General features: G+C 63.2%; 17 protein-coding genes. 4 read left to right on the top strand and 13 right to left on the bottom strand.

Annotated features, from left to right (window positions below; genetic code table 11):
* Positions 1-322: 322 nt before the first annotated feature.
* Entirely contained in the window at positions 323-694 is a 372-nt protein-coding gene (locus tag SAZ10_RS25795) for a hypothetical protein (RefSeq protein ID WP_318612273.1), read from the bottom strand.
* Between the two features lie 227 nt (positions 695-921).
* Complete coding sequence (locus SAZ10_RS25790) at positions 922-1293, bottom strand: hypothetical protein (RefSeq protein ID WP_318612272.1); 372 nt, start codon at positions 1291-1293, stop codon at positions 922-924.
* A 296-nt stretch (positions 1294-1589) separates the two neighbouring features.
* Between SAZ10_RS25790 and SAZ10_RS25785 the strand changes: the two genes are divergently transcribed.
* Complete coding sequence (locus SAZ10_RS25785; protein ID WP_318612271.1) at positions 1590-2450, top strand: hypothetical protein; 861 nt, start codon at positions 1590-1592, stop codon at positions 2448-2450.
* A gap of 245 nt (positions 2451-2695) precedes the next feature.
* Here SAZ10_RS25785 and lepA read toward each other — a convergent pair whose 3' ends face one another.
* Entirely contained in the window at positions 2696-4501 is a 1806-nt protein-coding gene (lepA, locus tag SAZ10_RS25780; protein ID WP_318612270.1) for a translation elongation factor 4, read from the bottom strand.
* Positions 4502-4878: 377 nt separating this feature from the next.
* On the opposite strand from lepA, the gene SAZ10_RS25775 reads away from it, so the two are divergent.
* Positions 4879-5973 carry a helix-turn-helix transcriptional regulator gene (locus SAZ10_RS25775; protein ID WP_318612269.1) on the top strand — a complete coding sequence of 365 codons (1095 nt, stop codon included), beginning with the start codon at positions 4879-4881 and terminating at the stop codon, positions 5971-5973.
* A gap of 348 nt (positions 5974-6321) precedes the next feature.
* Here SAZ10_RS25775 and SAZ10_RS25770 read toward each other — a convergent pair whose 3' ends face one another.
* From SAZ10_RS25770 to SAZ10_RS25745, 6 genes are all read right to left on the bottom strand, one after another.
* Positions 6322-7656, bottom strand: a complete 1335-nt coding sequence (locus SAZ10_RS25770; RefSeq protein ID WP_318612268.1) for an Nramp family divalent metal transporter — start codon at positions 7654-7656, stop codon at positions 6322-6324.
* Positions 7657-7890: 234 nt separating this feature from the next.
* A complete protein-coding gene (locus SAZ10_RS25765; protein ID WP_318612267.1) occupies positions 7891-8895 on the bottom strand; it encodes a cytochrome d ubiquinol oxidase subunit II in 1005 nt (334 codons plus the stop codon).
* 261 nt (positions 8896-9156) lie between these two features.
* On the bottom strand, positions 9157-10521 hold the full coding sequence (locus SAZ10_RS25760; protein WP_318612266.1) for a cytochrome ubiquinol oxidase subunit I: 1365 nt from the start codon (positions 10519-10521) through the stop codon (positions 9157-9159).
* 168 nt (positions 10522-10689) lie between these two features.
* Positions 10690-11073 carry a hypothetical protein gene (locus tag SAZ10_RS25755; protein ID WP_318612265.1) on the bottom strand — a complete coding sequence of 128 codons (384 nt, stop codon included), beginning with the start codon at positions 11071-11073 and terminating at the stop codon, positions 10690-10692.
* A gap of 414 nt (positions 11074-11487) precedes the next feature.
* Positions 11488-12126 carry an NrsF family protein gene (locus SAZ10_RS25750; protein WP_318612264.1) on the bottom strand — a complete coding sequence of 213 codons (639 nt, stop codon included), beginning with the start codon at positions 12124-12126 and terminating at the stop codon, positions 11488-11490.
* On the bottom strand, positions 12113-12664 hold the full coding sequence (locus tag SAZ10_RS25745) for a sigma-70 family RNA polymerase sigma factor (protein ID WP_318612263.1): 552 nt from the start codon (positions 12662-12664) through the stop codon (positions 12113-12115). Before SAZ10_RS25745 ends, SAZ10_RS25750 begins: the two co-directional genes overlap by 14 nt.
* A gap of 218 nt (positions 12665-12882) precedes the next feature.
* Here SAZ10_RS25745 and SAZ10_RS25740 point away from each other — a divergent pair, with 218 nt between their 5' ends.
* Entirely contained in the window at positions 12883-13218 is a 336-nt protein-coding gene (locus tag SAZ10_RS25740) for a hypothetical protein (protein WP_318612262.1), read from the top strand.
* Between the two features lie 137 nt (positions 13219-13355).
* On the opposite strand, the gene glcF is transcribed toward SAZ10_RS25740, so the two are convergent.
* The 4 genes from glcF to SAZ10_RS25720 form a co-directional block, all read right to left on the bottom strand.
* Complete coding sequence (gene glcF / locus SAZ10_RS25735; RefSeq protein ID WP_318612261.1) at positions 13356-14669, bottom strand: glycolate oxidase subunit GlcF; 1314 nt, start codon at positions 14667-14669, stop codon at positions 13356-13358.
* A complete protein-coding gene (gene glcE / locus SAZ10_RS25730) occupies positions 14669-15883 on the bottom strand; it encodes a glycolate oxidase subunit GlcE (protein ID WP_318612260.1) in 1215 nt (404 codons plus the stop codon). Before glcE ends, glcF begins: the two co-directional genes overlap by 1 nt.
* A 250-nt stretch (positions 15884-16133) precedes the next feature.
* Positions 16134-17630 (bottom strand): FAD-linked oxidase C-terminal domain-containing protein, encoded by a 1497-nt coding sequence (locus tag SAZ10_RS25725; RefSeq protein WP_318612259.1) that lies wholly within the window; start codon positions 17628-17630, stop codon positions 16134-16136.
* 177 nt (positions 17631-17807) lie between these two features.
* On the bottom strand, positions 17808-19121 hold the full coding sequence (locus SAZ10_RS25720; protein ID WP_318612258.1) for a DUF3422 family protein: 1314 nt from the start codon (positions 19119-19121) through the stop codon (positions 17808-17810).
* 202 nt (positions 19122-19323) lie between these two features.
* Between SAZ10_RS25720 and SAZ10_RS25715 the strand changes: the two genes are divergently transcribed.
* A complete protein-coding gene (locus SAZ10_RS25715) occupies positions 19324-20127 on the top strand; it encodes an FCD domain-containing protein (protein WP_318612257.1) in 804 nt (267 codons plus the stop codon).
* Positions 20128-20266: the final 139 nt, after the last annotated feature.

Genomic DNA, 20266 nt, shown 5'->3' with positions numbered 1-20266 from the left:
TGAGGGGCGGCGCCGGCTTTGCCGGAGTTGGCTCTGCGCGTCACCCTGCCTCAACAGCGGGACGATCGCATATGGAAGGCGCAACGCTGTTGCTCCCTCCCCCTTGTGGGGAGGGATTCAGGGTGGGGGTGCCTCGCGATTACCCTGCGAGGTTAGCTCAGGCAGACGGCACCTCCGGCCTGGCTTGGCGCGCGTCGGACCCCCACCCTGTATCCGACCCTGTATCCCTCCCCACAAGGGGGAGGGAGTCGTCGGCGTCGCGCCTTACAGATGCCTATCGCCCTGCCACGACCAGGCGGAGGGAAAAAGAGGTGCGTACCCGTCAGGGCACCAGATTGATTTCTTCGGTCTCGCCGCCCTGGCAGGTGTAGCAGCAATCGTCGCAGGTCTCCTCCCCGTCCGGCCCGACGCCCCAAAAGGTCGACTGGTCACCGGAGATCCAGGCGCCGTAGCAGATCGATTCCCCGTCCTGGCAAGAGAGCGACATGGTCTTGGTCTCGCCATCGTCGAGCATATAGACCTCATCCGACCCCGGCCAGACATGGTTGCGGCTCTGACTAAAGAGCTGCACTTCGACTGCGTTCGGATGGTGGTTGTTCATCACGAAAGTGACGTCGCCGGCAAAGGCGGGCGCCGCCAAGACAAGCGCGATGAGCGCCGGCGCGGCGCGCCGGACAATTTGATGGAAAGACATTTGTTGAAATCCCCCGAATGACGCGACGGAATCGCCGCGCCGCCGACATTGCATGAGGCTGCATGAATGCAAAGTCGGGTGGAGAGTTATTTTCGCATAGTGACGGCGTCCCATCCGGCCGGCTTTGCTGTCAGTTGCGCAGGGGGCGGCCTACTTTTCCGCTCTCGCCGCCGCTGAAACGCCACGGCGTTTCAGCGGAAAAAATAAACTCTCCCCGACATCTCTTCTTACGGCACCAGATCGATCTCCTCGGTCTTGCCGCCCTGGCAGACGTAGCAGCAATTGTCGCAGTGCCGCACTTTGCCGGGCCCGACGCCCCAGAAGGTAGTCCGGTCCCCCTGCAGCCAGGCGCCGTAGCAGATCGTCTCGCCCGTCTCGCAGGCCAGCGTCATCGTCCTCGTCTCGCCGTCCTCGAGCAGGAAGACGTCGCTCGGTCCCGGCCAAAGCGACTCGCGGTTCTGGCTGTAGAGCTGCACCTCGACAGGCTTGGGGTGCTGGTTGTTCATGACGAAGGTGAGCTCCTCGGCAAGAACAGGCGCCGAGAGCGCAACAAGGGCAAGGAGCGCGGCCGCGCCGCGCCGGGCGAGAAGGACGGCCATGTCGTTCCCCCAAAAGATTGCGGCGTGCTCCGCCGCAAAGTGAGATTGGCACGGCGCGGGGTGGAAGCACAGGGGGATTTGCGGAGGTTCGCACAACGTTGGTGTCCCCTCGCTCGCGTGACAAGGTTATCGCATTTGGGCGATGAGATGGAAAAGAACGGGGTGATGGGTTCGAGAGCGGAAATACGCCTTTCTTCAGACTCTACTAATATTAGAGATATCCTGGTGAATTCACCATATGATTTCTCTTATAATGCTTTTTAAATTTGCCTGCTCCAATATTGCGGCAGTTATGAATGGCCGAAGCGGAGGGGCTAATGAAACAACCCATTTTAGTCAAATTCACTGGCGCGATGGCTGAGGAACATCGCGTACCTGCCTATGAGGCCGCGGAAAGCCTACGTGGCATATCGCTGGCGGTTATGATTTCATCATACTATTTAGTGGAAGGTCGGGTTCGACATCGCAAATTTGAAAGCAGGAAATTCGAGCTAAATCTGGTTGCTCAGCGACCTGGTAGCTTTGAAAGCGTTCTTGAACTTGCTTCAGACCCGACGTTAATTTCGATCGCTCTTGGTCTATCAACGTCTATTGGAGGTACTTTTATTTATGAATTTATAAAGAGTATAATAAATCGCAGCATAGGTGGCAGCGGTGAAGCATCTATAGAAGCGCTTGAAGCTGAAGACAGATTGAAAACAGGGGATTTGACCGCGCTCGTTGAAGCAATAGAGCCCGCGATGAGGGGCGCCCACAAGTCAATAGGATACGGTGCCAGCAACATATTTATCATCACTGGAGATCACAACAATATAAATCTTAACGAAAGAACAAAAGATTATGTTCACACCTCAAAATTATCCAAATCTATTCAAATAAAGAGATTTAGTGTCGCTAGCTTTAACGCAAATTCTGGATACGGTAGAGCTTACGATTTTGAAGAACGACGCACGATCCCATTTGAAATTAGTTCAAGTATTGATCGAAAATCCCTTAGCGCATTATTGAAAAGCTTCGACTCCTATGCGCGTAGACGACGCTTCGGCGATGACTTGGCCTCGTCAGTCGCGCTCAAATATCAACCAGTACTCTCAGCTGATGGCAGGGTAAAGAAGTTAAGTATAATTGCGGCTCGTGACGAAATAAACGGCTTTTGATATTTGTATCAACAAACCGCGATTCACTACTTCAAAACCTGTCAACTGGGTCATCGCAAACTGGGGGCTTGGGGCTCGCGATCTCAGCTGAGTTGTGATTGGCGCGGCGATGCTTAGCCCTCATGGTGAGCCCTGTCGAACCACGAGGGCGCTTGGCACCGTCCCCCTCTCCGTCGCGCTTCGCGCGCCACCTCTCCCCCACTTTCATGGGGGAGAGGAATCCAAGCTGGAGGAGCGCCTCCGCCTCAATCACCCATCTTCAGCGCTTCGATGAACGCCTCCTGCGGGATTTCGACCTTGCCGAACTGGCGCATGCGCTTCTTGCCTTCCTTCTGCTTCTCCAGAAGCTTGCGCTTGCGGGTAACGTCGCCGCCGTAGCACTTGGCCGTCACGTCCTTGCGCAGCGCCGAGATCGTCTCGCGGGCGATGATACGACCGCCGATGGCGGCCTGGATCGGGATCTTGAACATGTGCTGCGGGATCAGATCCTTGAGCTTCTCGCACATGGCGCGGCCGCGCTTTTCGGCCGCCGAGCGGTGGACGAGCATGGAGAGAGCGTCGACCGGCTCGTCATTGACCAGGATCGACATCTTCACGAGGTCACCCTCGCGATAGTCGGTCAGGTGATAGTCGAAGGAGGCATAGCCCTTGGAGATCGACTTCAGCCGGTCGTAAAAATCGAACACCACTTCGTTGAGCGGCAGGTCGTAGGCGAGCATGGCGCGTTTGCCGACATAAGAGAGGTCGGCCTGGATGCCGCGGCGGTCCTGGCAAAGCTTCAATATGCCACCGAGATAATCGTCGGGCGTGAGGATGGTGGCGCGAATCCACGGCTCCTCGATATGGTCGATGCGCACCGGATCCGGCATGTCGGCCGGGTTGTGCAGCTCCTTCACCGTGCCGTCGGTCAAGTGCAAGCGGTAGACGACGCTGGGTGCGGTGGCGATGAGGTCGAGGTCGAACTCGCGGGTGAGCCGCTCCTGGATGATCTCGAGATGCAGCAGGCCGAGGAAGCCGCAGCGGAAGCCGAAGCCGAGCGCGGCTGATGTCTCCATCTCGTAGGAGAAGCTGGCGTCGTTGAGGCGCAGCTTGCCGACCGCGGCGCGCAGCGCCTCGAAATCCGCGGCATCGACCGGGAAAAGGCCACAGAACACGACCGGCTGCGCAGGCTTGAAGCCCGGCAGAGCGTTCGCGGTGGGGCGCCGGTCCTCGGTGATGGTGTCGCCGACGCGGGTGTCGGCCACCTCCTTGATGGACGCCGTGATGAAGCCGAACTCGCCGGGGCCGAGCTCGTCGACCTGCACCATCTTGGGCGTGAAGACGCCGGTGCGCTCGACCGGATATTTGGCGCCGGTGCCCATCATGCGGATCTGCTGGCCCTTCTTCAGCACGCCGTCGATGACGCGCACCAGCACGATGACGCCGAGATAGGCGTCGTACCAGCTGTCGACCAGCATGGCCTTGAGCGGGGCCGAGGCGTCGCCCTCGCGGGGCGGCGGCAGGCGATGCACGATCGCTTCCAGCACGTCCTCGATGCCGAGGCCGGTCTTGGCCGAGATGAGCACGGCGTCGGAGGCGTCGAGCCCGATCACCTCCTCGACCTGCTCCTTGACGCGGTCGGGCTCGGCGGCCGGCAGGTCGATCTTGTTCAGCACCACGACGATCTCGTGGTTGTTGTCGATCGCCTGGTAAACATTTGCGAGCGTCTGCGCCTCGACGCCCTGAGAGGCGTCGACCACGAGCAGCGAGCCTTCGCAGGCGGCGAGCGAACGCGAGACCTCGTAGCCGAAGTCGACATGGCCGGGCGTGTCGATGAGGTTCAGCACATAGTCCTCACCGTTCCTGGCACGGTACTGCAGGCGCACCGTCTGCGCCTTGATGGTGATGCCGCGCTCGCGCTCGATCTCCATATTGTCGAGCACCTGCTCCTTCATCTCGCGCGCCTCGAGGCCGCCCGTCATCTGGATGAGGCGGTCGGCAAGCGTCGACTTGCCGTGGTCGATATGCGCAACGATGGCGAAGTTGCGGATATGGGAAATGGGGGTGGTCATGGTGCGCGGCGTTTAGCAGAATGGGGGAATAAGGGAATAGGGCAGTCGACTACTGGAGTGGAGTGCACCCCTGTCGTGAGACAGGCAATAGGGCAATAAGGCAATAGGGCAATAGGGAATTGCTGGCGGCCGCCAGTGAAACAGCGAGCAGAAGCCGAGGCAGGTTGTCCGCAAGCTCTCGAGCGAGTGATGCCCTATTGCCTTATTGCCTTATTGCCTTATTGCCCTTGCTCCCCCCGCTCCGCGCATTGGCAGCGCCGACGCGGAAGAAAATCGACCGAGATGCCCCAACGTCATTGATTTCGATCAATTTACAATGCCGTCCTGTTCCAAAATGATGCAATCGACAACGGCCGAGAGGTTGGGGACGGTCGTCAATGGACGAACCTGCGGCTCTGATCGACGAGATATACGAGGCATCGTTCGTACCGGAACGATGGCCGGAGCTTCTCGATAAGTTTGCAAGGCTCGTCGATGCCTTGGGCGGTTACATTTTCACCGTCAGCCGTGGGGCCTCCGCGTGGACCGCGTCGGACAGCATGGCGCCGCATCTCAAGGCTTTCATGGAGGACGGCTGGGTACCGATCAACACGCGTGCCCCGCGTGCGGAAGCTCTGGGACATCCCGGCTTCATAAGCGATCTCGACGTCTACACGCTCGAAGAACTCGAAACAGAGCCGATTTATCGGGACTTCCTGCGCCCACGCGGCCTTGGCTGGGCATGCGGCACGCATATCCGCCTCCCGACGCAGGACGTTCTTTCCATCAATGTCGAGCGCCGCCTGGGACGCGGACCATTCGAACGCGAATGCGTACAGCTGCTCGACGGATTCAGGCCGCATCTGGCTCGCGCGGTCATGGTCGGGGCGCGGCTGGGGCTGGCGCAGGCTTGCGCCGTCGCCGACACGCTGGAAGCGCTCGGCCTGCCTGCCGTACTGCTCGGGGCGCACGGCCAGGCGCTGGCGCTGAACAAGCTGGTCCAGAGCATGATCCCCGATGTGGTTCAGGACCGCACGAACCGCCTGACGCTCGTCGAGCCCGCCGCCGACAAGTTGTTACAGACTTCCTTATCGGCCCTGGAGTTAGGGCAGCTGCACAGGGCCGCCATCCAGTCGATCCTGCTCAAGGGCGACCACAAGAATCCGCCTGCGATCGCGCATCTCGTTCCCATCACCGGCAGTGCGCGCGACATCTTCGCCCTCGTGCACAGCGCGCTCATCATCACGCCTGTAGCCAAGGCAGCGATGCCGGCCGGCGATGTGCTGCAGGCGCTGTTCGACCTGACACCGGCCGAACAACGTGTGTTCACCGGCATCGCGGCAGGCAGGACGTTGCGCCAGATAGCCGAGACGGGGGGCACCTCCTACGATACCGTGCGGGTGCAGCTGAAAAGCATCTTCGCCAAGGCGGGAGTAAGCCGCCAGGCCGAGCTCGTGGCACTTTCCGCCAGGCTCGGCTCGCTTGCCCGGTAACGCAAAACCAGCGAATGCGTCCGCTGCGCGACATCCCAGAAGATAAATCTGTGAACCCATTCGCACCGGCATTCTGAATAACCCAATCGGGGGATGCGCAGGTCAAAAGATCAGGCTTTTTCAAGAAGTGCTCCATGGCGGGCCTGGTTCTTATGCCTCCGTGGGACCTCGGGGAGGCATGACGGCAGCGACCGCATCATCGATGCGCAACGGCGGGGGCTTGCTATCAGGCGTGTCGACTACGGCCGCAAGGGGCATGGCGGCGCGGTTTGCTCCGGGACCGCGCCGCTTCCCTTCCCGAAAGCCCTTTTCTCTCGCACGATCCTCATCAGCTTTCGGGATCACGCCTTACGCGGCCACGAAATCGTAGAGCAGCTTGAGATTGAGCGCGGCGATGACCACGGCGATGACGCCGGCGATGATCGTCAGCCAGAGCGGCGAGGCCAGCGCGCCCATCTTCTTGCGGTCGGCGGTGAAGATCACGAGCGGGAAGACCGCAAAGGACAATTGCAGCGACAGTACGACCTGGGTGAGCACGAGAAGATGCGCCGTGCCGCTGTCGCCATACCAGATCGTTACGATCGCCGCGGGCACGATAGCGATCGCTCGGGTGATCAGGCGGCGCAGCCAGGGCCGCAACTTGATCTTGAGGAAGCCCTCCATGACGATCTGGCCGGCAAGGGTCGCCGTCACTGTCGAGTTGATCCCGCAGCAGAGCAGGGCAATACCGAACAAAGCAGGCGCGATGGCAAGGCCGAGCAGCGGCGACAATAGCGCATGCGCCTGCCCGAGCTCGGCGATGTCGTTCATGCCGGCTTTGTGGAATGTCGCGGCGGCCAGAATCAGGATCGAGGCGTTGATCAACAGTGCAAAGGTCAGCGCCACGGTGGAGTCGATCGTCGCGAATTTCAGCGCCTCGCGCTTCTCCGGCAGGGTGTCGCCATAGGCGCGGGTCTGCACGATCCCGGAATGAAGGTAGAGGTTGTGCGGCATCACGGTGGCGCCGAGGATGCCGAGCGCGAGGTAGAGCATCTCGGGATTGCTCACGATCTCGGTGGTCGGCGCAAACCCGCGGATCACCTCGCCCCAATTGGGATCGGCAAGCGCGATCTGGACCCCGAAGCACACCGCGATCACGGCGAGTAGCGCGATGATGAGCGCCTCGACCCAGCGGAAGCCGAGCTTTTGCAAATAGAGAATGAGGAAGACGTCGAGCGCGGTGACCACAACGCCGATCTCGAGCGGTATGCCGAAGATCAGGTTGAGGCCGATCGCCGTGCCGATTACCTCGGCGATGTCGGTCGCGATGATGGCCACCTCCGCGAGCAGCCAGAGCATATACGCAACCGGCCTCGGGAAGGCGTCGCGGCAGGCCTGAGCAAGATCCCGGCCGGAGCCGATGGCGAGCCGCGCGCAAAGCGACTGCAGCACGACCGCCATGATGTTGGAGACGAGGGCTACGACAAGCAGCGTGTAGCCGAATTTAGAGCCCCCGGCGAGCGAGGTCGCCCAATTGCCGGGGTCCATATAGCCGACCGCAACGAGATAGCCGGGCCCGAGGAAGGCGGCCGCACGGCGCCAGGCGCTGCCCGAGCGGCGCACCGCGATCGTGCGATGGACATCGGCAAGGGACGGATCGCCCCGGTCGCGGCTCCATCCCGCCGCCTGGTCTTCTACAAACATGGTTTCGACAGATTTCGCAGTTGCAACTCATTTGCAATAATGGGCGCGTCTGGCATGTTGTCAAGGGGCCGGTTACGGCCAATTGTCCGAATTCTTTCTTTGGATCGGCGAAAGGTCTGCGTCGCCCAGTCTCGTCGCAGCGCTATTGCTTGTGCGGCGGCAGGCGACCGGACCGCGAGAGATTGCAGCTCTACGGACGGGATCACGCTGCGAAAACAAAGGGCTAGTCTAAGTCTAATCGTAGTGCAGGTCGACGGCCTTGCCGCCGAAGACGCGGTAGACATAGGCCGATGTCAGGATGATCACCGGCAAGACGAAGAGCGCGCCGACCAGGATGAAGCCGAGGCTTTCTGGTGCGCTCGCGGCCTCCCAGATCGTCAGTTGCTCCGGCACCACGTAGGGATAGAAGGAATAGGCCAGGCCGGCGAAGCCGAGCGCGAAGATCAGCGCGAGCGTCAGGAATGGAAGCAGCGCATGGCGGTCCTTCTCCTTCGGCAGATGGAAGGTCTGTCGCCAGAGCCACAGAAACAGGACGCCGGAAAGGATGGGCAGCGGCGAGAGATAGACGAAGGTGGGGAAGACGAACCATTTCTCGAAAATGCGCGGGCTGGCGAGCGGCGTCGCGATCGAGATCTCGGCCATGCCGATGACGGTGAACACCAGCGCCCATCTCAGCCAGTGCACGGCTTTCTTCTGCAGTTCGCCCTCGGTCTTATAGATCAGCCAGGCTGCGCCCATCGCCGCATAGGCCGCCGCCAGGCTGACCGCCACCAGCGCGCCGAAGGCGATCGCGCCGAAGGACAGGTCGAGGCCAAGCACATAGACGCCGAGCATGTAGCCCTGGGCGAGCGAGGCTATGATCGAGCCGGCGAAAAACAGGCGATTCCAGCGGGCCTTATGGGCGGTGGGCACCTTGGCGCGGAAGTCGAATGCAACGCCGCGCAGGATGAGGCCGATGAGCAGCAGCGCGACCGGGAGGTAGAGTTCGGTGAGGATGATCCCATGCGCGTGCGGGAAAGCGACAAGCAACAGTCCCACCGCCAGAACCAACCAGGTTTCGTTGGCGTCCCAGAACGGACCGATGGCCGCGATCATCACATCTTTCTCGTGATCGTCGGCGGCGGCAAACAGGATGCCGATGCCGAGGTCGAAGCCATCGAGCACGACATAGATCAGGATCGCCAGGCCCATCAGGCCGGCGAAAATCAATGGGAGAAGGGTCGGCCAGTCGAGGGTCATGACTGCAGCTCACCAATCCGGCCGAAGAGGTAATCTTGAAGGGTCGGCGTTCTACGGCGCCCCCCTCTGTCCTGCCGGACATCTCCCCCACAAGGGGGGAGATTGGCTGGCATCAATGGTTTCGCCAATCGCCAACGCTGGCGATTGCAGAAACCAAAACGGCAGTCCGATCTCCCCCCTTGTGGGGGAGATGTCCGGCAGGACAGAGGGGGGCGCGAAGGGGCGCGACCTAAGTCAAGCATGACTATCTTTTTAAGCATGCTACTCCCCTGCCTGCACGGGCTGGGACAGCGAGCGGTCCAGCACTGCCGGTAGAGGCGAGTTGTCGCCTTCCTTGGCTGCCTTCAGCGAGAGACGGACCAGCACCGCAAGATAGGCTGTCATCAGCAGGACGTAGAGCACGAGGTAAACGGCAAGTGTGAGGGCGACATGGCCGCCTGGCACGGGCCCCAGCGCTTCGGCGGTGCGCAATATGCCGCTGACCAGCCAGGGCTGGCGGCCGATTTCGGTCGTGTACCAGCCGGCGAGCGAAGCGACCCAGCCGGAGATCGCCATGGGCACCAACAACAGGGCGATCGGCTTCGGCAGCACGCCTCTGCGCCAGACGTACCAGGCAGCGCCCCACGACAGGGCGAGCATCGCGAGCCCAGTGCCGACCATGATGCGAAAGCCCCAGAAGACGGGGAGGACCGGAGGGTGGTTGCCGGCAAAGTCGTTGAGGCCGGGCACGACCCCGTCGAGGCTGTGCCTCAGGATCAGGCTCGCAGCGCCGGGTATGGTCACCTCGTACAGATTTTCGCGCTTCTCCGCGTCGGGAATGGCGAAAAGCACCAGCGGCACGTTGGCCCGCGTCTCCCAGTTCGCCTCCATGGCCGCCACCTTTTGCGGCTGGTGCTCGAGCGTGTTCAGCCCGTGCTGGTCGCCTGCGAAGATCTGGATGGGGATCAGCACGGCCGCAGCGAATACGCCGGTGCGCAGCGCCACCCACATGGAATCGGAGCGGTCGCCGACGAGATAGCGCAGCGCCGAAAGGCCGGCGATCAGGAAGGAGACCGTCAGCCCCGAGGCAAGCAGCATGTGCACCAGGCGATAGGGGAAGGACGGGTTGAAGATCACCGCCCACCAGGAAACCACGTGAGCGACGCCGTCGCGCATCTCGTGACCGGTCGGGGTCTGCATCCAGGAGTTCAGCGCCAGGATCCAGAAGGCCGAGAGCGTGGTACCAAACGCGACGAGGAAAGTGGCGAAGGTGTGCACGCTGTTCGAAACCCGACGGAAGCCGAACAGCATGATGCCGAGGAAGACGGCTTCCAGGAAGAAGGCGGTGAGCACCTCATAGGCAAGCAGCGGACCGGCGATGTTGCCGACCCTCTGCATGAAGCCCGGCCAGTTGGTGCCGAACTGGAAACTCATGGTGACGCCGGAGACGACCCCAAGCGCGAAGGAGAGCGCAAATACTTTCACCCAGGTGAAGTATGCGCGCATCCAGGCGGTATCGCCGGTCGCGGAATACCGAAATTTGAAGAACAGCAGAACCCAACCAAGTGCAATGGTGATCAGCGGAAATAATATATGAAAGGATATATTAGCAGCGAACTGGACGCGCGACAGAATAAGTGGGTCCACAATGGGCGCTCCGGCTTCTTCTCGGACAAGAAGAAGTTAGAACGGACTACGTGGTCGGTCAAAGCGGCGTCATGGCGCGCGGGACATGTTGCCGCGGGATGCGGGTGCTGGAAGTTTACTTTTTCCGCAGAAGCTCGTGGCGCCTTTGGAGCCGGCGCAAGCGCGGAGCTAGCTGCACACGAACCGGACACGGCCGGCGGCACCTGTCTCGTTTCGGCAGGAGATCGGCTTGTCGGGATCGGACTGCTTGAATGGCGGGTTTTCGGTGAGGCTCATCGAAGGGATGGTGACGCTCGACTGGCGCTGGACAACGCGGCGCGGCGCCGTGCTCGCGGCCATCGGTGAAGCCGGCTCCGGGTCGAGCGTCTGGGAGGGCACGATGCGGGCCGCCTGCTCGTCGCCACCGAAGCCCATGCCGCCGAAGCCAAGAATGCGGCCAAAGGAAGGCTTCCTCATGACAATGGAGCCGTCGGAAGTCTTGGTGCAGCCGGAGGTGCCGATGAGCGCCGCTACGCTCAACGCGGTCACCGAAATACCTGCCATCCTCTTCATTCCGCTCAATTTTCCCCTCTCGCCAACAGCGAAGCAGCGTTCCAGCCCATGCCGCTCCCGGCGCGGACTACAGCGCTTTTCGACAGGCGATTCCAATTGGACCGAAATGTGGCGAGAGGGCCTGCCCGCCATTCACTCTATATGACGCAGCATTAACGGCGGCGCCTGTTGCCGTGAACATCCGGCCTCAGTCGCGGCAAAGTCCGGCCGGACATAAAGCGCATCGACCCCACCTCTTCGGCCAACGCCATGTTGCCAAACCGGCTTCAGCCACCCCAAAACCACAGCGGCCCGTCAGGCCGCAAATAAGCAGTCGATGACTGTTTCTTCCCACAACTCAGATCTGCGATGGGCTAAGCTGGAGTCCGCAAGAAATTCGGCGACTGTGGTGAGTTGGCCACAACCTCGGCGCGCTCACCACCGGACGAAGACCCTGCCCCCAAACGCCCCCGCGAGCGTAAGCATCGCGATCGCCAGCGTGTACCAGGTCACCACGAACAGCGGCGAATCGTCCGTGCAATGGGCGGCGTAGAGAGTGGCGGCGATGCCGCCGGCCGCCAGGCCGGCGACCGCGCCGGCCAGCGCGGGCCGGGTCGGCGCGGCGTTGCGCAACGCCAGGATGAAAAGCGCGAGCGGCCCGATGCCCATCAAGGGGATCAAGCTCAGGCAGTACCGGTTGTTCGTGCCGACGAGGCGAATGGCCCAGTCGGCAGAAGGAATGACGGCGAGCTCGAGCGCGACCGCCGCAACCAGAAGCAGCGGCGCCGCGGCAAGCGGCACGAGCCTGCCGCGACCGCTCGCTTCGGGGCGAGAGAGCGCGACGAGCGCGGCAAGTGCCGTCAGCGCAAGCAGCCCCGTCACCACGAACTTGAACGGGAAACGCATGGTTTGCGCAGCCGTGGCGATATCCGGCCGCGGCCCGATGAAGCCGAAGAAGATCGCAGCGGCAATGATGACCGCCAGCGCCAGGGCGAGAGACCAGGCGCGGCCAAACGAGGGTCCCTGTCGGCGTGCATCGGCCGCGAGCAGCTTGATCAGATCACCGGTTTCCATTTTCGCCCCGTCCGAACTTCCTGGCGATCGCGGTCAGCCCGCGATGCAGCGCAACCCTGACCGCCGCCTCGCTCATGCCGAGGCTCGCCGCCGTCTCGCCGATCGACCGGCCCTCGACGGAAATCGCCGACACGACCGAGCGCTGGCCGGGTGCAAGCGCGGCAAGCGCCTTGCTGATCTCGCGGCTGCTCGGACGATCCTCTTGCGGCGCCGCAACCGTCTCGGCGATCTCGTCGAGATCCACCTCGACGCGGCTACCGCGGCGGCGGAAAGCGTCGATCAGCTTGTAGCGGGCGATCGCATAGAGCCAAGGACCGACAGGCGCATCGGTCCGCCAGGTGTGGCGCTTCACATGGATCGCAAGCAGCGTCTCCTGCACGACGTCCTCCGGATCGAGGCCGCCCTGCCCGACCCTGCGCCGGACAAAGGAGCGGACCAGCGCGGCAGCGCCGGTCAGAAACGCCGAATAGGCCTTCTCGTCGCCGAGGAGCGCTGCCCTGAGTAAGCGGGCAAGCTCGGCGTCGTCCATGCCCTCCACTGCTCTCGTCCTTCGATGTTGTTCGACTGCAACTGCCGTCTTGTTACGCCGCTCCGGAAAAATTGTCGAAGCCCTGCAGCACAGTGCAGGCAATCGTTACGGCATCCTTGCCAGTGCCGGAAGCATGTCGGCGCGCTGAGACCATTGACCTGGTCAGCCGTTTGCCCGAAAGCTGCGACGACGCGCCGAAAGTGGCCGTTGCTTTTTGGAGGCAATCCTTGAGCCTGTTCGGCCTTGTCCAGCTCGGCATCTCGACCATCATCTTCCTGCTGGCAGCGAGCGTCGCCAAGGGCTGGGCTCTCGAGCCGACGATCGGCAAGCTCGTGCTGACCCTTGCGCTCTATTCGGCCGGCAATCTGATCATGCTGAGGCTGGTGCGCGAATTCGGCATGGCCTCGGCCTTCAGCCTGTCTGCAGTGATCCAGCTCGTGGCGGTGAACGTGATCGCGCTCGCCTGGTTCGGCGAGCGGCTCTCAATCATGCAGAGCAGCGGCGTCCTGCTTGCCATCTTCGCCGTCGGGCTGATCACGCTCGGACCGTATCTGGGGAAGTAGCGCTCCACCACGCGACGCGTGGTGGAGCAGGGCATTAGGGCAATAAGGCAATAGGGCAATAGGTGAGCGAGTTGGCGGCTGCGGATACCGTCGGCTCAAGCCATCGCCTAGTCCTGCTGCCTTATTGCCCTATTGCCCTATTGCCTTATTGCCCTCATTCCCTTCGGCTTCGGCCCGCCATAGGCCCAGTCGAGCAGCTCAACCGTGTGCACGATCGGCATGCCGGCATGGTCTGCGATCTGGGTGATGCAGCCAATATTGCCGGTCGCCACCACATCCGCCTTGGTCGCGGCGATGTTCTTCGCCTTGCGGTCGCGCAGCCTGGTCGCGATTTCGGAGTGCAGGATGTTGTAGGTGCCGGCCGACCCGCAGCAGAGATGCCCCTCGCGCGGCTCGCGCAGCTCGAAGCCGGCCTTGGCAAGCAGTTCCTTTGGCTGGCGCGTCACCTTCTGGCCATGCTGCATGGAGCAGGCGGAGTGATAGGCGACAGCGAGGCCGGGCCTTTCGGCCGGCTCCGGCAGCTCGAGGGTCGCAAGATATTCGGTCACGTCCTTGGCCAGCTCTGAGATTCGCGCGGCCTTTTCGGCATAGACGGGGTCAAGGCGCAGCATGAAGCCGTAGTCCTTGATCGTGGTGCCGCAGCCGGACGCGGTGATGACGATCGCGTCGAGGCCGCCGGCCTCGATCTCGCGCGTCCAGACGTCGACATTGCTGCGTGCCGATTCCAAGGCCGCCTCCTCGCGGCCCATGTGATGCACCAGCGAGCCGCAGCAGGTCTCGCCCCTGGGCACGACGACCTCGACGCCGAGCCTTGTCAGAAGCCTGATCGTCGCTTCGTTGATGGCGGGATCGAGCACCGACTGCGCGCAGCCCGTGAGGATCGCGACACGACCGCGCCGGGTTCCCGCGGCGGCATGGACGGCCGGGAGCGAGGACGGCGATTTCGGCGGCAGGCTCTTGGGGGCCAGAGCCAGCATGGCGGCGAAGGGCCTCAGCGGGCCCGCCTTCGCGAACAAGCCGGCGAATGGGCGGCCGAAGCTCGCCAGCGAAAGAGCAGCCCGGAAGCGGCCCGGGTTCGGCAGCACCCAGGCGAGCAGGGCCCGCGTGAGACGGTTTATCGCCGGGCGGCGGTAGGTCTTCTCGATATGGGCGCGCGCATGATCGACCAGATGCATATAGTTCACGCCCGACGGGCAGGTCGTCATGCAGGCGAGGCAGGAGAGGCAGCGGTCGATGTGCGTGACGATCTCCTCGTCCGCGGGCCGGCCGTTCTCCAGCATGTCCTTGATGAGATAGATGCGGCCGCGCGGACTGTCGAGTTCGTTGCCGAGCGTCACATAGGTCGGGCAGGTTGCCGTGCAGAAGCCGCAATGCACGCATTTGCGCAGGATCTTCTCGGATTCCGCGACATGCGGATCGGCAAGCTGGGAGGGAGAAAAGGTGGTTTGCATCAGGTCATCCGCCCCGGGTTGAGGATGCCTTTGGGATCGAACTGCTCCTTGAGCCGCGCGGAGAGGGCGGCGAGCGCGGGCGGCTGCGGCTCGAAGACGGGCAGTGCGGCGCGAACATCCGGTGCGGCGCGCACCAGCAGGGCGTGGCCGCCGCCATGAACGCGGACGAGCCGGCGCACGGTGTCGGCCTCGGCATCGGCATCCATCTTCAGCCAGACGAGCCCGCCCTGCCAGTCGTAAAAGGCTTCGCAGGCCGCCTCCATGCGTAGCGCATAGACCATTTTGTGGCCTTCGGAGGGCTGCATGGAGACGCGCCAGACCGACGTGTTCGTGCCATCGGCGAAGGGGATCGCGTCGCGCAGGTCGCGCCAGATAGCGCGCGAGACTTCGCGGTCGATCTCTTCAATCGGCCCCGCCGCACCGAGCAGCTGTCGAAGATGCGCAACCCGAGCCATGACCGAGGGACCGAACCCCTCGACGCGCAGCAGCGTCGCCGCCTCATTGCCGAGCACGCCGCCGGCAAGACGCGCGGCGATCATGTAGGGCAGATGCGCTGCGCCGGAGACTTCGGCGCTCGAACCCATGGCCAGTGCCATGGCGCGCACCGCGTCCTCGTCGGTGAGGCCGCGCACCGCGACGGTGGTCTCGGTCTCGGCGGCCGGCAGCACCTTGAAGGTGAGGTCGCTGACCACGGCGAGCGTGCCCCAGGAGCCGGCGAGCCCCTTGGAGAGGTCGTAGCCGGTGACGTTCTTCACCACGCGTCCGCCCGACTTGAAGGCCTCGCCGCGGCCGGAGACGGCATGCACGCCCAGAATATGGTCGCGCGCGGCGCCGGCCTTGATGCGTCGGGGGCCGGAGAGATTGGCGGCAAGCACGCCGCCGATCGTGCCGGTCTTGCCCTCTCGGCCGTGCTCGGAGCCGAGCAGCGGGCCGAAGTCGATCGGCTCGAAGGCAAGCTCCTGGTTCTTGTCGGCGAGCATCGCCTCGATCTCGGCAAGCGGCGTGCCGGCCCTCGCCGAAAGCACCAGCTCCTCCGGCTCGTAGAGCGTCACGCCGGTCAATCGCGACAGGTCGAGCGTATGCGCGGCCTGCACCGGCCGGCCGATCGCCCGCTTCGAGCCGCGGCCGAGGATCTCGAACGGCTGTTCCTCGGCGGCCGCCCATTCGACGGCGGAGAGAAGTTCGGCTGATGTGGAGGGGGTGAAGGTGGTCAATTTAGCCACCCTGTCCTGACTGACTCGACTGAAGCGTAGCGCCCTATGTTGCCCCCCTCTGTCCTGCCGGACATCTCCCCCACAAGGGGGGAGATTGGCTGTCTTAGATGATTTCGCCAATTTGCCTGGCTCGCGATTGGCGAAGCCAAAGCGGCCGTCCGATCTCCCCCCTTGCGGGGGAGATGTCCGGCAGGACAGAGGGGGGCGCGAACGAACGCCGACGTAACAAACATTATCACTTCAAAGCCCCTCAAAACCTCGGCAGATCCGGAAACGCCAGCTGTCCCCGATGCACATGCATGCGGCCGAGCTCCGCGCAGCGGCGCAGCTGCGGGAACACCTTGCCCGGGTTGAGCAGATGGTTCGGGTCGAAGGCGCATTTGACGCGCATCTGCTGGTCGAGGTCGGCCTCGTTGAACATTTCGCCCATCAGGTCGCGCTTCTCGACGCCGACCCCATGCTCACCGGTAAGCACGCCGCCGACCTCGACGCAGAGCCGCAGGATGTCGGCACCGAATTTTTCGGCGCGCTCCAGCTCGCCTTCCTTGTTGGCGTCGTAGAGGATCAGCGGGTGCAAATTGCCGTCGCCGGCGTGGAAGACATTGGCGACTGCAAGGCCGTATTTCTCGGAAAGCTGACGCATGCCCTGGAGCACGCGCGGCAGCTCCTTGCGCGGGATCGTACCATCCATGCAGTAATAGTCGGGCGAGATGCGACCGACCGCAGGAAAGGCCGCCTTGCGGCCTGCCCAGAAGGTGAGCCGCTCCTGCTCAGACTGAGAGATGCGACAGGTGGTCGAGCCGTTCTTCAGCGCGATGGCCTCGACGAGACCGATCAGATGGTCGACTTCCGTCGCCGGACCGTCGAGCTCGACGATCAGCAGCGCCTCGCAGTCGAGCGGATACCCGGCATGCACAAAATCCTCGGCGGCACGGATCGCCGGGCCGTCCATCATCTCCATGCCGCCCGGGATGATGCCGGCACCGATGATTTCCGCGACGCACTGGCCGGCCTGCTCGCTCGACGGGAAGCCGATCAGGAGCGCCCGCGCAGTCTCCGGCTTCTTGAGGATGCGTACGGTGACCTCGGTGACGACGCCGAGCAGGCCCTCCGAGCCGGTCATCAACCCGAGCAGGTCGTAACCCGGGCTGTCCAGGTGCTTGCCGCCAAGACGCATGACGGAGCCGTCCATCAGCACCATCTCGACGCCGAGCACATTATTGGCTGTAAGGCCGTATTTCAGGCAATGCACGCCGCCGGAATTCTCCGCCACATTGCCGCCGATCGAGCAGGCGATCTGCGAGGACGGGTCGGGCGCATAATAGAAGCCATCCGCCTCGACGGCCTGGGTTATCCCAAGATTGGTGACGCCGGGTTGCGCGACCACGCAGCGGTTCGGGAAGTCGACCTCCAGAATGTGGTTGAAGCGGCTCATGACAAGCAGCACCGCATCCTGGAGTGGCAGCGCGCCGCCGGAAAGAGACGTGCCGGAGCCGCGAGGCACGACGCGGATGCCCTGCTCACTGCAATATTTCAGGATACGCGAGACCTGTGCCACCGTCTCCGGCAGCACGACGACCAGCGGCAGCTGCCGATAGGCAGTGAGGCCGTCGGTCTCGAAGGCGCGCATCGCGGTGACGGCGTCGACGACGCCCTCGCCGGGCACGATGGTGCGCATATGGGCTACGATTTCCGCTCGCCGCGAGAGCGTGGCGGCATCGGGTGCCGGCATCAGCAGTCCGGTCATTTTGGCCTCCCTGCCGGTATTAGTGGTAAAAAAGCTTTACCAGTCAATGCCAACTTGTGCGCGCCAGAGCAAGATGAATCGAATGAAAGCCATTTCTCCTGCCCCGGCCCTTGAAGATCATGCAGCCTCTGCTGCACTGACCTTCGGTTCGAGACCATGCTCCAGTCTGCGGGCGTGCTATTTTGCACCATCGTCCCCATGCGAGCGGCGGATGCGGCGGACGAGCCACCAGACCGCGAGCACGACGAAGGGAACGGCAGCAGCGGTGACGGTCTCCGGTTTCACATATTGTTCGACGAAGCCGGAGCCCTTCGCCAGATATCCGATCAGGCCGACCACATAATAGGAGACGGCGGCGACCGAGAGGCCCTCGACAGTCTGCTGGAGCCGAAGCTGGAGGCGGGCGCGATTGTTCATGGAGGCGAGCAGGTCGCGGTTCTGATGCTCCACCTCGACATCGATCCAGGTGCGCAGAAGGTTTGTGGTCCGTGTCAGCTTGCGCGACAGGTTCTCCTGCCGCTCTTCGACCGAGCGGCAGGTGCGCATTGCCGGCGCCAGCCGCTTGCCGAGGAAGTCGGCCCAGGTCTCGTAGCCAGGAACCACGGCCTCAGCCAGCGCCTTCAGCCGCTCGCCGACGATGCCGTCATAGGCGCGGCTTGCGCCGAAGCGATAGAGGCTGGCTGCGGCCTCCGCCTCGAGCTCGGCCGCCAGCTCCGTCAGCTCGGCGAGCAATGCCTTGCTGTCGCGGCGCTCGCTGGCGCGCATCTCGCCGGTAATCTGCGCGAGCCTTTCCTCCATGCGGGCTACCCGGATGGAGAGCGACTGTGCGAGTGGCAGGCCGAGCATGGCGAGCGTCCGGTAGGTCTCGATCTCGATCAGGCGCTGCGACAGCGCGCCGGTACGCGAGGGCGACATGCCCTTGTCGAGCACCAGGATGCGTGTCATCCCGTCGCCATTCTGTCGGAAGTCGGTCACGACGGCGGCCTGGCCGCTTTCGACCACGGAATAGCAGAGGCTCGCCGCGTCGAAGGAGTCGATCAGCTTCTCGTTGGCCGGCGTCCAGGCGCGGATCTCCACCCTGATGCCTGAAATCACCGTTCCCGGCGGACTGAAGCCGTTGCCGAAGGGGGAATCGTCCGGCAACCGGCCGGGCTTCTCGGCAAGCGGGCCCTCCCAAAGATAGGTCGAGAACTCGGTGTGCCGCTCCCAGTGGAGCGTGCCCTTGCCCCATTTCATCGCGTAGTGGCGGGCCTGCCGGTCCGGCGCGGCAGCGCCCAGCCGCCGCGCCAGTTCTGCAAGCACGGCATGATCGACCGAGCTGTCGGCGGTCATGAAGGAGAGCTGGATGAGGACGCGCGGCTTCTCGACAAGCGGATGCGGCCGGGCATGCACCTCGCCGATGGCGCCAGGCCGACCTTCATGAGAAGGAAAGCCCAGCACAGTTCCGGCAGGAACGACGCTGAATCTCGTCTTGGGCGGTTCGATCGACAAATGTCTCTCCATACCTGCCGAGTTCCGCGTTCTATCATCCCCCTTCCGTGAAGTAACGTGCGCAACGGTGTCGCGGCTGTCGTTTGGGAGTCGGACGGTATCGGCATCGAACTTCTTCCATCCGGAAGCAACTGGATAATTTGTTTGACCACTTTGGCGCGTTGGTCCTAGTTTAGAGACAGCGGGAACGCGCGGAGACCGAATGGGCGAGATCTTTTCGCGGATAGAGCATGTGCGCACTGCCGACGAAGTGGTGCAACAGGTCGAGAGCCTGATCCTGGAAGGTGTGCTGAGCTCCGGCGACCGGCTGCCCGGCGAGCGCGAGCTTGCGCGCCAGTTCGAGGTGTCGCGGCCGATCCTGCGCGATGCGCTGAAGGCGCTCGAGCAGCGCGGCCTGCTGGTCACCCGCCATGGCGGTGGCACCTATGTCGCCGATGTCACCGGCGAGATCTTCGCCAGGCCGGTGATGGACCTCATCGCCAGCCACCGCAAGGCCACGGCCGACTATCTGGAATATCGCCGCGCGATGGAGAGCATCGCCGCCGAGTTCGCGGCGAGGCGCGCGACCGCGGACGACCGGGCGCTGCTTCACCGCATCATGGCACGGATGGAAGCCGCCCACGTCAAAGGCGATCTGGTCGAGGATGCGGCGATCGACGTCGAGTTCCATACCGCGATTGGAGAATGCGCGCACAATATCGTGCTTCTGCACACCCTGCGTTCCTGCTATCGGCTGCTCTCGGACGGTGTCTTCCACAATCGGCTGATGATCTTCACCTTGCCCGGCGCCCGCGACGAACTGCTCGCCCAGCACAGGGCGATCCACGACGCCGTGGTGAACGGGGACCCGGAAGCAGCACGCAGCGCCGCGGCAAGGCATATCGACTATGTCGAGCGCGCGATGGTCGAAGCAGATCGTTTCGACGACTGGCGGCGGGTGTCGCGGTTGAGGCTCAGCCAGAGGTCGGTGGGTGGAAGAAGGGTTACGGGCGATGCGGCCGAGTAGCGATTGCTCGATAGAGGCTGGCGTTCTGTCGCGCCCCCCTCTGTCCTGCCGGACATCTCCCCCGCAAGGGGGGAGATTGGCTGTCATGAAGGATTTCGCCAGTCTCAAAGGCTGGCGACTAGCGAAACCAATGCGGCCG

This window comes from Mesorhizobium sp. BAC0120, from assembly GCF_033542235.1.
GTDB lineage: Bacteria > Pseudomonadota > Alphaproteobacteria > Rhizobiales > Rhizobiaceae > JAWRCU01.
Note: the sequence above shows the minus strand (reverse complement) of the source record. Positions and strands in the feature narration are given on the sequence as shown.

Bases quoted from the DNA above. Each gene is read 5' to 3' on its own strand.
- SAZ10_RS25795 (WP_318612273.1), bottom strand. From the start codon at position 694: ATGTCTTTCCATCAAATTGTCCGGCGCGCCGCGCCGGCGCTCATCGCG.
- SAZ10_RS25790 (WP_318612272.1), bottom strand. From the start codon at position 1,293: ATGGCCGTCCTTCTCGCCCGGCGCGGCGCGGCCGCGCTCCTTGCCCTT.
- SAZ10_RS25785 (WP_318612271.1), top strand. From the start codon at position 1,590: ATGGCCGAAGCGGAGGGGCTAATGAAACAACCCATTTTAGTCAAATTC.
- lepA (WP_318612270.1), bottom strand. From the start codon at position 4,501: ATGACCACCCCCATTTCCCATATCCGCAACTTCGCCATCGTTGCGCAT.
- SAZ10_RS25775 (WP_318612269.1), top strand. From the start codon at position 4,879: ATGGACGAACCTGCGGCTCTGATCGACGAGATATACGAGGCATCGTTC.
- SAZ10_RS25770 (WP_318612268.1), bottom strand. From the start codon at position 7,656: ATGTTTGTAGAAGACCAGGCGGCGGGATGGAGCCGCGACCGGGGCGAT.
- SAZ10_RS25765 (WP_318612267.1), bottom strand. From the start codon at position 8,895: ATGACCCTCGACTGGCCGACCCTTCTCCCATTGATTTTCGCCGGCCTG.
- SAZ10_RS25755 (WP_318612265.1), bottom strand. From the start codon at position 11,073: ATGAAGAGGATGGCAGGTATTTCGGTGACCGCGTTGAGCGTAGCGGCG.
- SAZ10_RS25750 (WP_318612264.1), bottom strand. From the start codon at position 12,126: ATGGAAACCGGTGATCTGATCAAGCTGCTCGCGGCCGATGCACGCCGA.
- glcF (WP_318612261.1), bottom strand. From the start codon at position 14,669: ATGCAAACCACCTTTTCTCCCTCCCAGCTTGCCGATCCGCATGTCGCG.
- SAZ10_RS25725 (WP_318612259.1), bottom strand. From the start codon at position 17,630: ATGACCGGACTGCTGATGCCGGCACCCGATGCCGCCACGCTCTCGCGG.
- SAZ10_RS25715 (WP_318612257.1), top strand. From the start codon at position 19,324: ATGGGCGAGATCTTTTCGCGGATAGAGCATGTGCGCACTGCCGACGAA.